General features: G+C 59.6%; 9 protein-coding genes and 2 pseudogenes. 6 read left to right on the forward strand and 5 right to left on the reverse strand.

Annotation, left to right across the window (positions count from 1 at the left end; all coding sequences use genetic code 11):
* Nucleotides 1-8 precede the first annotated feature (8 nt).
* Nucleotides 9-1,385 (forward strand): MmgE/PrpD family protein, encoded by a 1,377-nt coding sequence (locus EJ076_RS27860; RefSeq protein WP_126070031.1) that lies wholly within the window; start codon nucleotides 9-11, stop codon nucleotides 1,383-1,385.
* 50 nt (nucleotides 1,386-1,435) lie between these two features.
* Nucleotides 1,436-1,684 (forward strand): annotated as a pseudogene (locus EJ076_RS27865) (nicotinate-nucleotide diphosphorylase (carboxylating)); the annotation flags it as partial.
* 240 nt (nucleotides 1,685-1,924) lie between these two features.
* Here the strand turns inward: EJ076_RS27865 and EJ076_RS27870 are convergent.
* The 4 genes and pseudogenes from EJ076_RS27870 to EJ076_RS27885 all read right to left on the reverse strand — a co-directional run.
* Nucleotides 1,925-2,151: pseudogene (locus tag EJ076_RS27870) on the reverse strand (transketolase); the annotation flags it as partial.
* 152 nt (nucleotides 2,152-2,303) lie between these two features.
* Entirely contained in the window at nucleotides 2,304-3,122 is an 819-nt protein-coding gene (locus tag EJ076_RS27875; protein WP_126070032.1) for a carbohydrate ABC transporter permease, read from the reverse strand.
* Entirely contained in the window at nucleotides 3,123-3,992 is an 870-nt protein-coding gene (locus tag EJ076_RS27880; protein WP_245462899.1) for a sugar ABC transporter permease, read from the reverse strand. It lies immediately after the preceding gene.
* Nucleotides 3,993-4,128: 136 nt separating this feature from the next.
* Nucleotides 4,129-5,379: an ABC transporter substrate-binding protein gene (locus EJ076_RS27885; RefSeq protein WP_164548751.1), complete on the reverse strand. Its 1,251-nt coding sequence runs from the start codon at nucleotides 5,377-5,379 to the stop codon at nucleotides 4,129-4,131.
* 293 nt (nucleotides 5,380-5,672) lie between these two features.
* On the opposite strand from EJ076_RS27885, the gene EJ076_RS27890 reads away from it, so the two are divergent.
* Genes EJ076_RS27890 through ugpC form a run of 4 tightly spaced genes read left to right on the forward strand, consistent with a single transcriptional unit; the run spans nucleotide 5,673 to nucleotide 10,905 of the window.
* A complete protein-coding gene (locus EJ076_RS27890; RefSeq protein WP_126070035.1) occupies nucleotides 5,673-6,833 on the forward strand; it encodes an ROK family transcriptional regulator in 1,161 nt (386 codons plus the stop codon).
* A gap of 31 nt (nucleotides 6,834-6,864) precedes the next feature.
* The gene (locus EJ076_RS27895; protein ID WP_109660089.1) at nucleotides 6,865-8,352 is read left to right on the forward strand and encodes a M81 family metallopeptidase; all 1,488 of its coding nucleotides are present in this window, start codon (nucleotides 6,865-6,867) and stop codon (nucleotides 8,350-8,352) included.
* A gap of 57 nt (nucleotides 8,353-8,409) precedes the next feature.
* Nucleotides 8,410-9,777, forward strand: a complete 1,368-nt coding sequence (locus EJ076_RS27900) for a M24 family metallopeptidase (RefSeq protein WP_126070036.1) — start codon at nucleotides 8,410-8,412, stop codon at nucleotides 9,775-9,777.
* A gap of 27 nt (nucleotides 9,778-9,804) precedes the next feature.
* Nucleotides 9,805-10,905 carry a sn-glycerol-3-phosphate ABC transporter ATP-binding protein UgpC gene (ugpC, locus tag EJ076_RS27905; protein WP_126070037.1) on the forward strand — a complete coding sequence of 367 codons (1,101 nt, stop codon included), beginning with the start codon at nucleotides 9,805-9,807 and terminating at the stop codon, nucleotides 10,903-10,905.
* A gap of 271 nt (nucleotides 10,906-11,176) precedes the next feature.
* Here ugpC and EJ076_RS27910 read toward each other — a convergent pair whose 3' ends face one another.
* Entirely contained in the window at nucleotides 11,177-12,067 is an 891-nt protein-coding gene (locus tag EJ076_RS27910) for a LysR family transcriptional regulator (RefSeq protein WP_245463114.1), read from the reverse strand.
* Between the last annotated feature and the right edge of the window lie 41 nt (nucleotides 12,068-12,108).

Genomic DNA, 12,108 nt, shown 5'->3' on the forward strand with positions numbered 1-12,108 from the left:
AGCAACAGATGAGCACGGACACCGCCGACTGGCCGACCGCCAGGCTCTGCGCCTTCATTGCCGCACTCGACTTCGAACAAATTCCGCCCCGCGTCGTTCATTTCGCGCAAGGACTGATGATCGACTGGCTCGGCTCGGCGCTGGCCGGCAAAGGCGCGCACCAGGTCGAGATGATCGACGGCTTCGCTCGAGCGATGGGGCCGGCGGACGGCCCAAGCACCATCATCCCGACGCGGCGGCGCACCAGCCCCTATTTTGCGGCGATGGTCAACGCCGCGGCCTCCCATGTCGTGGAACAGGACGACGTTCACAACGGCTCGGTCTTTCATCCGGCGGCAGTGATCTTTCCGGCCGTCCTGGCGGTTGCCGAGGCCGAGAACAAGTCCGGCCGCGACATCCTGACGGCCTGCATAGCCGGTTACGAGACGGGTATTCGTGTTGGCGAGTTCCTCGGACGCTCGCACTACGAGATATTCCACACCACCGGCACGGCTGGCTCTGTCGCCGCGGCCGCAGCGGTCGGCAAGTTGATCGGGCTGGACGCAGCCGGCCTCAACCATGCGCTCGGCTCCGCCGGCACCCAGGCGGCGGGGCTCTGGGAATTCCTGCGTGATGCCGCCGATTCCAAGCAGCTTCATACGGCGCGAGCGGCCGCCAACGGCCTGTTTTCTGCCTATCTGGCGCGCGATGGCTTCAAGGGGGCCGCGCAGATCCTCGAAGGGAAAAAGGGCATGGCGGCCGGCATGTCCAGCGACGCCGATCCGGCCCGCCTGACGGACGGCCTCGGCAGCCGTTGGGCAACCGAGGAGACGTCCTTCAAATGGCACGCCGCCTGCCGGCACACCCATCCGGCCGCTGACGCGCTGCAGTCTCTCATGCTCCGCGAAGGGCTCGGTCCGGACGACATCACTGACGTGGTGACCCATGTCCACCAGGGAGCCATCGATGTCCTGGGTGCGGTGGTCATTCCGCAAACCGTCCATCAGGCGAAGTTCTCCATGGGTACGGTGTTGGGGCTCATCGCCGTCCATGGCGTCGCCGACCTCGACGCGTTCGAACGCCACGCACTTGCCGACGCCCGCGTCGCCCGTTTCCGGGCCAAGGTGCGGATGGAACGCGACGCCGAGGTCGACACCCTTTACCCCCGGCAATGGGTCGGCAAGGTGAGCATCACGACCGTTGACGGCCGCAAACTCGATGCCCGCGTCGACGAGCCCAAGGGCGACCCCGGCAACACGCTTGCGAAACAGGAACTGGAAGCCAAGGCCATACGCCTTGCCGAATTTCGAGGCGGCGCCACCGCTGACGAGATGCGCCGCTGCATGGCCCGCATCTGGAGGCTCGATCAGCCCGGGAGCACCGCGGATATATTTGCAGAGCCGTAGTCCGTTATAGCGCCGAACGCTCGAGCTCGCTCAAACCATCCCATTCATACACGATTGAGCAGCTCGAACTGGCACTCGCGGCCGGAGCCGACGCGGTTTTGTTGGACAACATGTCGGTCGAGCAGCTGACCCAGGCCGTGGCGATGGTTGGCGGACGGGCGATTACCGAGGCATCGGGCCGCGTGACCGCGCAGAAGGCCCCTGCAATTGCCGCGACCGGCGTCGACCTGATTTCGATTGGCTGGATCACACACAGTGCGCCGATCCTCGATATCGGGCTGGATTGGGAAAGGTCTTGATCTGTCTGTGTCACAATATGTAGCACTTTAACATGTAACAGGACGCAGTTTGCCGTAATGGAACTTCCACTGATGTCGCCGAGCGCCCGTCGAGACATTCATGCACGGATGCGCTTGCGATGGAAACGGATCATCCGCCATCTGCACCAACCATCTTCCCGATCCTCAGTTCGCCTGGCACCACTCCGCAGGCGTGGTTCTGGGACATGGCGGGCCTGCCTCGGCCTTATCTCGCAGGGGCAGTTTCCTCCGCGCGACAGCGACGATCGCTTCGGCGGTTATGCCGAAATGCCGGAACAGATCCTTGCCGGGCCGGATGCGCCAAAGGACTGCATGCCGACGAAATCGCCATCCCGGCCAATGAAGCAATCCCAGCCCTGGCCAATGGCGGCCTCGACAGCGATCTTGACCGGCGTATTGCCGATGACAGACGCGCGATAGGCAGCCGGCTGTTCGGCAAACAGCTCGAAGCGGGGCTTGGAATAATGCGTTGACGCGCGCTTGTCGACGACGTCGAGCTGGCGCCACCTCATCGTAAGGAGACGTTGTTGACTCAACCAAGCATGCGTCGGACTAAAACTGGTGATCACTATTTCAGATCTGATGGATCTGGATCCGATTATTTCCCGGCTCCCCCGAGCAAACCGCGCACGAAGGCCTTTTGGAAGAGCAGGTAGGCGAGCATCACCGGCAGAAGCGAGATAAGCGTGGCGGCCATGAGCGGACCGTATTCAACCTGCAGGCTGCTGGCGAAACCGGCTATCGTCACCGTGACAGGTCTGGCCTCGTCGCTCGTTGTCAAGGTAATGGCAAAGAGAAGGTCGTTCCAGATGGCGCGACTCTGGATGATCGCGAGAGCGGCGAGACCTGATCCCGACGCCGGAAGAAGAAGCCGCCAGAAGTAGGCTACCGGGCTGCAGCCGTCGATGAGTGCCGCCTCATACATCGATCTGGGTACCGACGCGAAGAAATTCCGCATGAAGAAGGTGCAGAAGGGAACGCTGTAGGCGGTGTGGACCAGCCACATGCCGGGAATAGTGTCGTAAAGACCAATCGCCCTGATCAGAAAAAACAAAGGGATTTGGACGATCTGGAAGGGAACGAGCATGCCCGTCAGCAGGAAAAGATAGACCACCCGTCCGCCAGCTCCGCGCATGTAGGCAAGCGGATAGCCGGAAATCGCCCCCACCAGCAGCGACAGGATCACGGATGGCACCGTAATCGCAATCGAGTTCAGGAAGCTTCGCCCCATCCGCTCGTAGGCGATGGCGTAATTCTGGAAGAAGAGTTCGTTCGGCAACGCGATCACGCGCGTTATTTCGGACGGCGATTTGAGCGACGTCAGGAACGCAACGACCAGGGGGGCGGCAAAGATCGCCGCCGCCGCCACCAGGATCGAAAACGGTAGAGCCGTGCGCTTGGCGGTGGCAGTGTTCATCTATTCCGCCTCGCTGTCCTGGACACGTTTTGCCAGCTGGTAGATGTAGGGCATGATGATGACCCCGGCGATCACCAGAAGGTAGACCGAAATCGCGCTGGCGCGGCCCATCTCGAATCTACCGAAGGCGGTGTCGTACATCTGCGTGGCCAGGACCTCGGAGGCGTATGCGGGGCCACCACTGGTCATCGCCCAGACAATATCGAACAGGCGCATCGCGTCGACCGCGGCCATACCGAGGACGACGATCGTGGAGGGCCATAGAAGCGGGAAGCTGACTTTCCAGAAGACCTGCCAGGGCGTCGCCCCCTCGATCCTCGCGGCCTCTATGTACTCGACCGGAATATTGCGAAGGCCCGCGAAGAACACCAGGAAGGCGAAACCCGTCGTCCACCACATCATCGAGCCCATGAGCGCGAAGTTGACGATCGAGGGGTCCCCCAGCCAGTTCTGAGCCAGGCCACCCAACCCGACCGACCGCATGACTGTCGTCAGCAGGCCATTGGTCGGCTCATACATCCAGCGCCAGATCGCGGCCACGGCCACGGCCGGGATCGTGAAGGGCAGGAAGAAGATGACACGGAACACCGATTCTCCCTTCATGCCCCTGTCGAGCAAAGCCGCCAGGAGCAGGCCGAGGCTCGTTGGCCCAAGCAGGAGGAAGACGAGCCAGGAAATGTTGTTCAAAAGAGCGTGGAAGAAGCGCGATTGGTGAAGCAGCACGACGTAGTTCTGCAGCCCGACATACTTCGGAGAGGGTGAGAAACCATCCCAGCTGTGAAGCGACAGATTGAATGTGGAAACGATGGGATAGACATAGAAAACGGCAAAAAGGGTTACAGGAAGCGACAGAAAGACTGCGTGGGTCACCCCTTCGGTCTGAAACTTCCGGCGCATAAGTTGGAAGTTCGGCATGTCGGATTGTTCTCTCGGCGAGCGGAATCAACAAATCGTATCGTCAACGTCCCTGGATGTCGGGCCGACATGTGTCGGCCCGACCACGGTATCACCACTTCAGATAAGATCCCTCCGTCAAAGCTTCCTGCCGCAAGCCCTCAAGCGTCGTTATCATCTCGTTTTCGTTTGCATCGGAGGGGTCGATCGCGAATTTCTCCATTTGGACGCCCAATTCCGTGCCGACCTTGGTGGGCAGCAGGAAAAACAGGTTCGGCAGCACAGAGTTGGCCTTTGATGCATCCGCCAGTTCCTTCGCGAATTTGGCACCCACGGCATCGTAGATCGACGGATCAACCGTCACATTTGGTGCGAGTGAACCTTTCGGAACGGCAAATGCCGCCTGACCTTCCGCCGACGCCGCGGAGATGACGAATTTTTCAGCGGTTTCAAGCGTATCGGCCGGTCCTTCCGGAACCGCAAAGGCATCCATCTGGAAAATCGCCTTGCCCTCTGTCCCTGGCGCTGGAAACACATCGAACTTCTCAACGGGTGCGAAACCCGCCTGCTTGAAATAGGCCGCCGCCCAGGCGCCCATCATGAACATTCCGGTATTGCCGTTGACGACATCGTCGGCCGTTTGAGTCCAGGTCTTGCCGCTCCAGTTCTTGGCGTAGCACTTCACCATGGTGCTGCGGTAGAGGTCGAGGGCCTTGCGGAAATCCGGACTATCGAAGCCGAGTTCGCCGCTCGCGATCTTGTAGTAGCCCTCGGTGCCCACAGTGGAGACGAGGGGCGCGTAGAAGTTATACAGGCTCCAGAACGGCCCCCCCGCATTGCCCAAAGGCTCCACGCCCGCCGCGCGCAGCTTGTCGCATGCGGCCACCAGGCCTTCGTAGTCCTTGGGAGGCTGAAGCCCTGCTTTTTCGAAGATGGCCTTGTTGTAGAAGATGTTGTTGATCAGCGACAGGTCATAGGGAATGCCATAGGGCTTGCCGCCGATCTTGACGACCCGCTGAACGCCCTCCGGGAAAATCTCGTCGCCCTTGATTTTTGCCCAGGTCTCCGAGAGATCATGGAGTTTGCCGCTGTCGACGAACGTCTTCAGCTCCGATGCCATCGAGCTCTGATAGGCGGCGGGCGGCGTGTTTCCCATGAACGCGGTCTGCAATTGACGACGCATTTCAACGGCGTTGCCCGGAATCACCTTGCCGACGATCTGGTTGTTGGGATTCTGCTTGTTGGCGAAAGCGATCAGGGCTTCGATACCGGCCTTTTCAGATCCCGCCGCATAATAGTGCCAAAGCTCCTTCGGACCGTCGGCCCTGGCCGCTGATGCGCTCGCGAGCACCCCGAGCGCCATGCCGATCCATTTCAAGTTACTCATTGTTCTACCCTCTGTTGAGCCGAGCGTTTTGCCGTCGGCATATATTCTGTAAACAAGAAAAACCTACCTCCAAAAAACGATGTGCGTCAACAGATTGCGTTCAAAATATCCCAGTGAGCGAGTCCTACGATGAAGACAATTTCCACAACAGATTGATATATAACGATATTTATACGAAAAATGAAATTCACAGGTGTTCGTCGATTGACAACCCATACGGCCTCCTCGTATGAATTATTCTCAAAACAAGAAAAATATCGGAGCAAGGCTTGAGCAAGTCGTACATCAGGCATTTCAATGCCAATGCGATCTTTCACAGGATACGCATCGAGCCTAACGTTTCGCAGCGCGACATCGTCGCCAAGACGGGCATCGACAAGTCTGTCGTCTCCTCCATTGTCAATCAATTCAGTGAGTTGGGACTGGTTGAACGCAACCCTGTGGCGACCAGCAACAAACCTGGTCGCCCTATGGAAGGCCTCACCATCTCTCCCGAAAGCGGTCTGATCGTTGGCGTTCAGATCGAGGCTGACACAATCGGCTATGTCGCCGCCGCACTCGACGGAATCCCTGTGTGCTCCAAGGTCCAGGCTTTCGATGGAAAGCTCGACGAGGTCGCCGATGTCGTCGCTCGGGGGGTGAAGGAAATAGTCAGTGAATGCGGTCGCGACAGCGAGACGCTCGGAGTCGGCATTTCACTTCCAGGCCTCCTCACGGACGAGGGCGTACTGCTTCACGCTCCCGTCCTTGGATGGCGCGGCGTCCCTGTGGTGGATATGTTCTCCTCCGCACTGGATGCTCCCGTTTTTGCGGGCAATGACGGCAAGGCCGCCGCGATGGCGGAATACATGTTCGGTGAATGCGTCGACGTCAGAGATTTTATTTATCTGTTCTCGGGCTCTGGCGTCGGCGGCGCTCTATTCCTCGACGGCGACATCTATCGCGGTTCGACGGGACTGGCGGGAGAACTGGGACATATCAAGGTGGTCCCGCAAGGCCGCTATTGTTCCTGCGGCGCCTCGGGTTGCCTTTCAGCCTACCTTTGCGAGCCTGCGCTAGCAGAGGAGATCGGCAGGCTGACCGGCAATCTGCCATCCTCCTTCAAAGAGATCATTGAGCGCGCCAACGCGAATGATGAGGTCGTTGTCGGTGTGCTCGACAATGCTGGCGCAGTCCTCGGTTCTGCGATTTCCAGTCTCGTGAACATCTTCAATCCGCCATTGGTTTGCCTTGGCGGCGATATGGCGAGCGCAGAACCTTACCTTCGGCCAGCGGTCGAACGCCCCCTGCAGCGACTGGCGCATCCTTCGATGTCGGTCCAGACCAAGGTCATTTTCTCGCAGTTGTCGACGGTCAGCCCGTTTCTCGGTGGTGTCGCACTCGCGCTGGACGGTGTCACGGGTCTCGATTCTCCGCACGTCCTTCCATGAACTCAATCCAAGTCCGTCCGAAAGTCAGAGAATGCGCATAGCTATCGTCGGCCTCTCCATTGAAATCATGCTCGCCTCTCCGGTTCCAACCACGCAGGACGCGATACAACACTACACCGGCAGGGACTTGTCCGAAGGCGATGTCTGGATGGTCCGGGGCATGCTAGCGCGCATGGCGCAGGATAGCGACGTCGAGGCGGTCCCGTTGTACTGGGCCACTGCGCTGCCCGGCGGGCCGCTGGAACTGTCGGCATATCAAGACGTCAAGGAAAAGACGCTCGCGCTCATCAGCGAACGCGGGCCGTTCGACGGGATGCTCGTTGCCAATCATGGCGCGTTGGAGGTCCAGGGTTTGGACATCGACGCAGACACCGATTTCATTCAGGCCATCAGGAATGTCCTTGGGCCTGATGTGCCGATCGGCGTGTCGCTCGATCTCCATGGCGACATGACTCCGGAACTTCTCGAGGCGTCCACGGTCATCAGCGTTCTGCGCACCGCGCCGCATCGTGACGACAGGCAGACGGGGTACCGAGCCGCCGACCAGCTTATCCGGGTCATTCGAACCGGCATTACGCCCAAGAAATCCGTCGTGAGCCTACCAATTCTCGTCCCCGGGGAGACGGCGGTCACAACCCTGGAGCCCGCGAAAAGCCTCTATGGCTCCTTGCCCGAATACGACAGCGTGCCAGGCATGATGGAGGCGAACATCCTTGTCGGATTCGCGTGGAACGACAGGCCCTGGACCGCCGTATCGGCGATTGCAGTAAGCGACGGCGACGCCGAGCTGGCGCGCGTGCAGGCCACACGGTTGGCGCAAGCCATATGGGCGAAGCGCGCAGAATTCAATCTCAAGATGGAGACCGCCGAGGTTCGGCAGGGACTGAGACTCGCGGTCGAATGCCCGCAGCGCCCCGTGTTCGTATCCGATTCGGGAGACAACACCACGGCCGGTGCGGCCGGAGATCTGACCCTTGTCTTGCAGGCAGCGCTCGACGACGAACAGGTCCGCGATGTCGTTGTCGCCGGCATTACAGCTCCCGAGACTGTCCGTAAACTCGTCCAGGCCGGTGTCGGCTCGACGGTGGAAATCGAATTGGGGGCCGAGCATCTTTCCCGTCCGAAGACGGCGCGCCGCGTCAGCGTGCTCGTGGAGGCATGCGGAGAAGAGTTGGTGCTGCCGGGATTTCAGCCATACCGATCCAAGGAGGGCGCGTGGGCCAAGGTGCGAAGCGGCAACGTGATTGCAACATTCCACGCCAATGCCATCGGCATAACCACGCCGCACCATTTCGTTGCAATGGACATCAGTCCAACCGAGCACAAGGCATATGTCGTCAAGCTTGGGTATCTCCATCCTCAGCTCGAAGATGTCTCGGCTCGCCATATCCTGCTGCTGAGCGACGGCACCTCGCAATTGGACATGACGCAGTTGCAATGGAACCTGTTGCCTCGTCCGACCTACCCTCTCGACAAAGATTTCGAATGGGACGCGCAGGCCCGGATGTACGGCGATTGATCTCCCTCGCAGCCAATTTCAACAGCTCTCGCGCCGGCACAAACAAAAGGATGCCAAATGACCATTTCCCTCACATCCGTTCGGTTGCCGGACTTCGGCATCCTCGGCGAAAGGCCGCACGTTCCCGCTGAGATATATGATGCTCGTGTCCGCGCCGCCTATGACAAAGCGGGGTGCGACTGGCTGGCCGTTTATGCCGATCGGGAGCATTTCGGCAACATCGCTTTCCTGACGGGTTTCGAGCCGCGCTTCGAAGAAGCCTTCCTTCTTCTTGGGCCGAACAACAAGCGTGTACTGCTCACCGGCAACGAGTCCGAAAGCTACGCCCCACTCGCGCGCTTGTCGGGAGTGACGGTGCTTTTGAGCCAGACCCTGAGCCTCATGGCGCAGGATCGCTCTCGTTTCCCTCGCTTTTCCGACCGTCTTGGCGACGCTGGAATCAAGGCAGGCGACACCATAGGGCTGGTGGGCTGGAAGTATCTCGAGCCATTTGAGGACGAAGCTTCCGAAACAGCCTATTTCGTCCCCGCGGTCTACGTACAGGCGTTTCAGCGAGCGGTCGGCCCTTCCGGCAGGCTGCGGGATGCGACCCATATCCTGATGCACCCGGAAAACGGCGTCGCCGTCACCGTCGATGCTGATCAGATCGCGGCGTTCGAATGGGCTGCAACACGCAGCTCACTGGCGACGTGGAGGATCGTTTCCGGGGTCCAGGAGGGTGACAGCGAGTTCGATGCCGTCTCGCGCATGGGATATGCTGGAGACCCGCTGAACGTCCACACCATGTTCGCGTCGGCCAGCAAGGGTGAAACCGTGATTGGCCTGCGAAGCGCAACGGGCCGCAAGCTCAAGCGTGGCGACGGTGTTACGACCGCAATCGGACATTGGGGCGGTCTTTCCTCCCGAGCGGGTCTTTTCGATGTCGCCAACGACGAGTTTCTCGCTATCGCCAAGGGTTATTTTCAAGGCCTGATTTCCTGGTACGAGACGGCCGCGATCGGCGTCGAAGGCGGCACTCTTCATGAAACGGTAGTATCGACGCTCGCAAAATCGAAGCTCGGGCCGGCTCTCAATCCGGGGCATCTTGGCGGCTACGAGGAGTGGACACATAGCCCGGTTCGGCCTGGCTCGAACGACCGCATCCGCTCGGGCATGCATTTCCAGGTCGACGTGATCCCGACGCCGATCGCAGTCGGCTGGGCGTTGAACTGCGAGGACGCCGTGGTGTTTGCCGACGCACCGCTGAGATCCCAAATCGAGGTCAAGCATCCGTCGACGTTCAAGCGCATCGCCGCGCGCCGCGATTTCATGAAGAACGTGATTGGCGTGGAACTACGGGCGGACATCCTGCCGCTTTCCTCGACACCGCTCTATTTCGCGCCATTCTGGCTCAAGAGCGATAACATCCTCGTCCGCGATCGATAACCGCCAAGACCCAACACCGGAGGGCTTATGGCCGCCATCGAGCTGAACAAAGTCGTCAAGGCCTATGGGGACGTTCAAACCGTCCACGGAATCGACCTCAGCATCAAGGATCACGAGTTCGTGGTGCTGGTCGGCCCTTCCGGATGTGGAAAATCCACCACACTGCGCATGATCGCCGGACTCGAGACCATCACGGGTGGAGAGATAAAAATCGGCGAGCGACGGGTTAACGACCTCCTGCCGGGAGAACGTGACATCGCCATGGTTTTCCAGAATTATGCGCTTTACCCGCATCTTTCGGTTGAGGACAACATCACGTTCGGGCTGCGTTTGAAGAAGTCGCCACGTGGTGAAATCCAAACGAGACTGATCGAGACCGCCCGGATCCTGGACATCGGCCACCTGCTTAAACGCAAACCAAGGCAACTCTCTGGCGGACAGCGCCAACGCGTTGCAATGGGGCGCGCCATGATCAGAAATCCGGCGGTATTCCTGTTCGACGAGCCGCTCTCGAACTTGGATGCCAAGCTCCGCGTCCAGATGCGCGCGGAGATCAAACAGATCCACGAGGCGGTGCCGACCACAACGGTCTATGTCACCCATGACCAGATCGAGGCGATGACGCTTGCCGACAGGGTGGTCGTCATGAATGCCGGCAAGATAGAGCAGATCGCGCCGCCTCAGGAACTATACTTGAAACCGGCGACCAAGTTCGTAGCCGGGTTCATCGGGTCGCCTGGCATGAATTTCGTCAGCGCTGCGTTAGAACGACATGGAGAACAACTGATTGGCGTCCTGTCCGATGGCTCGCGTCTCGAACTGCCTGGAGGCATTTCCAGATTCGCCGACGCGGTGGGGCGGACAGTCGACCTCGGTATCCGGCCCGAACATTTATCCCTCAGTCCAAACGGAGGCCAAATATCGACCCGGATCGAAGCCGTTGCGGAGCTTGTCGAGCCTCTTGGAATGGATACCCTGGTACACTTCATCATCGCCGGCACGAAGGCCGTTGCGCGCGTGTCGCCTGATGCCTCGCTAAGACGTGGAACCCGGCTTACCCTATGCGTCGATCCCAAAAGCATTTACGTCTTCGACCGCGAAAACGGGAGCGCTCTGCATGGCGACTAAGGACATATGTCCTGAACGACGCGATATGGATGCACTGTGCAGGGTTGTTGACTTCATCATACCCGCGGATGATTTCCCCTCCGCTGGCAAAGCGGGGGGTGCCTACCAATGATCACGGCGTGTTGAAGCGTCTGCGGCCAGGGTGCGTGACGACAGGCTGGAATTCTCGGGGGAGTGGCTGCAACTCCGCAATCCTCATGCCTCGATCGAGGTGCTGTTAGGCGGCAGAGGACATGGACAGCAGAAACATGGCGCGCCGCTATCTCCCAACTTAGCCATCGTGGCCTTGGGAAACCCGGTTTACCACCGAAATGAAATCTGCGACCAGCTTGTTCGGCGTGCCTCGATAACCGATGGCGATGACGCATTCCCGCATGTCACGAATCGGCCTGAAGACCACGCCTGGCCGAGCGTAGTATTGCGCAGTGCTGTCGGCGGTGATGCTTATGCCGCGACCGGATGCGACCGCCTGAAGCTCGGATTCGACGGTGGCAGCCTCGAACACAACTTTCGCCGGCCTGTCGACGCGGTAGTCATTTGCTAACCAGTAGTCGCGCCATACGCCCGGCACCGGCGCGGCAATGATCGGCTCGTCGAGTATATCGTCGAGCACAACCGTTTCCTGCCGACTAAGGCGGTGTCCCGTAGGGAGACATGCGACACATTTCTCGCGTGCGATTTCGACAAGGTCGATGTCGTCCAGGTCGATCGGCGGCCGAATGATACCACAATCGACCTTGCCGTCTCTCAGGCCGGCGCTCGGATCCGAGAAATCAAACTCTTGCAGGTGGAGGGAGGCACCCGGACGAATTCGCTCAAACTCACGAACGATTGCTGGGATAAACTGCACGGCGGTACCGATCATGTACCCAACGCGCAATTCGTTCTTGAGCGCGAGTTGCAGCGACCGTGCCTCACCGTACAGGGCTTCGAGCGATTGGCTAAGCGCCCGCGCCCTAGCCAACAGCTTTTCGCCCGACGGCGTCAGGCTGACACTTCGGGTGGTGCGCTCAAACACTGGAAAGCCCAGGGTCTGTTCCAATTGGATGATGGTCTGCGACAGGGCTGGTTGAGAGACATTCAGCTTCTCGGCAGCCCGCGCGAAGCTTTTCTCATTCGCGACGGCGATGAAGGAATGAATATGGCGAACTTGGATATTCATAAGCGTCACGAATTAATCGTTCAGCTATTCGTCCTTGTTGT

The sequence above is a fragment of the Mesorhizobium sp. M7D.F.Ca.US.005.01.1.1 genome (genome assembly GCF_003952545.1).
Taxonomy (GTDB): domain Bacteria; phylum Pseudomonadota; class Alphaproteobacteria; order Rhizobiales; family Rhizobiaceae; genus Mesorhizobium; species Mesorhizobium loti.